We start from the raw sequence: 1,386 nt of genomic DNA on the forward strand, positions 1-1,386 counted from the left end.
CCGGGGACGAACGCCTCGAAGCCGCGCGGACGCGGAGCCAGCCACAGGAATGCCGCTGCCGAGAGCGCCGCGACTCCGCTCACGCTGAGCACCCCTACGCGCCAGTCGCTGAACTCGGCAACAGGAGCCGCGACGATCCGGCCGGTCAAGCCGCCGATCGTGGTTCCCGCCACGTACGTGCCCGCAGCCACTGCAGCGTGTAGTGGCTGGATCTCCTCGTGGAGGTAGACAAGGGCAACGGCGGGAATGCCCCCGAGCGCCGCGCCCTCGGCGAAACGGATCAGCAGCAGTGTCTCGAACGTCGGCGCCGCGGAGACGAGGAAACCCAGCCCGACGGCGGCGCTGATCGCCCAGGCCATGGTTCGTTTGCGTCCCGCTCGGTCCGCCACCCAGGACCACGGAATGACGGCGAGCGCCAGTCCCAGCGTGGCTGCGGACACCGTGAGCGCTGCGTCAGCGGGAGAGACGGCGAACTCCCGGGCGAGCCCCGGGAGGACTCCCTGCACCGAGTAGAGCTGGGCGAACGTGGCGATTCCCGCGAAGAAGAGTGCCAGAAGGACGCGGCGGTAACCAACGCTTCCCTTGGCATGCCCCGCCCAGCCCGCACCGGAAGGGCTCATGCCCCGCGGCACCCCATCAGCGCCGGCGGTACGTGAGGTCGAAAACCATCCGCCCCGCCTCGATGGCCTTGTTCTCGAAACTCGTCAGTCGAAGCCGCGCGGACGCGGAGCCAGCCACAGGAATGCCGCTGCCGAGAGCGCCGCGACTCCGCTCACGCTGAGCACCCCTACGCGCCAGTCGCTGAACTCGGCAACAGGAGCCGCGACGATCCGGCCGGTCAAGCCGCCGATCGTGGTTCCCGCCACGTACGTGCCCGCAGCCACTGCAGCGTGTAGTGGCTGGATCTCCTCGTGGAGGTAGACAAGGGCAACGGCGGGAATGCCCCCGAGCGCCGCGCCCTCGGCGAAACGGATCAGCAGCAGTGTCTCGAACGTCGGCGCCGCGGAGACGAGGAAACCCAGCCCGACGGCGGCGCTGATCGCCCAGGCCATGGTTCGTTTGCGTCCCGCTCGGTCCGCCACCCAGGACCACGGAATGACGGCGAGCGCCAGTCCCAGCGTGGCTGCGGACACCGTGAGCGCTGCGTCAGCGGGAGAGACGGCGAACTCCCGGGCGAGCCCCGGGAGGACTCCCTGCACCGAGTAGAGCTGGGCGAACGTGGCGATTCCCGCGAAGAAGAGTGCCAGAAGGACGCGGCGGTAACCAACGCTTCCCTTGGCATGCCCCGCCCAGCCCGCACCGGAAGGGCTCATGCCCCGCGGCACCCCATCAGCGCCGGCGGTACGTGAGGTCGAAAACCATCCGCCCCGCCTCGATGGCCTTGTT

General features: G+C 69.7%; 2 protein-coding genes. Both read right to left on the bottom strand.

Annotation, left to right across the window (positions count from 1 at the left end; translation table 11 throughout):
* Positions 1-620: MFS transporter (locus Y705_RS0109545; RefSeq protein WP_026532699.1), on the bottom strand; the 620-nt coding region annotated here is incomplete at its 3' end.
* A gap of 84 nt (positions 621-704) precedes the next feature.
* Positions 705-1,313 (bottom strand): MFS transporter, encoded by a 609-nt coding sequence (locus Y705_RS18785; RefSeq protein WP_081737949.1) that lies wholly within the window; start codon positions 1,311-1,313, stop codon positions 705-707.
* Positions 1,314-1,386 lie beyond the last annotated feature (73 nt).

This window comes from Arthrobacter sp. H41 (assembly GCF_000520535.1).
Classification (GTDB): Bacteria; Actinomycetota; Actinomycetes; order Actinomycetales; family Micrococcaceae; genus Arthrobacter_D.

Bases quoted from the DNA above. Each gene is read 5' to 3' on its own strand.
- Y705_RS18785 (WP_081737949.1), bottom strand. From the start codon at position 1,313: ATGAGCCCTTCCGGTGCGGGCTGGGCGGGGCATGCCAAGGGAAGCGTT.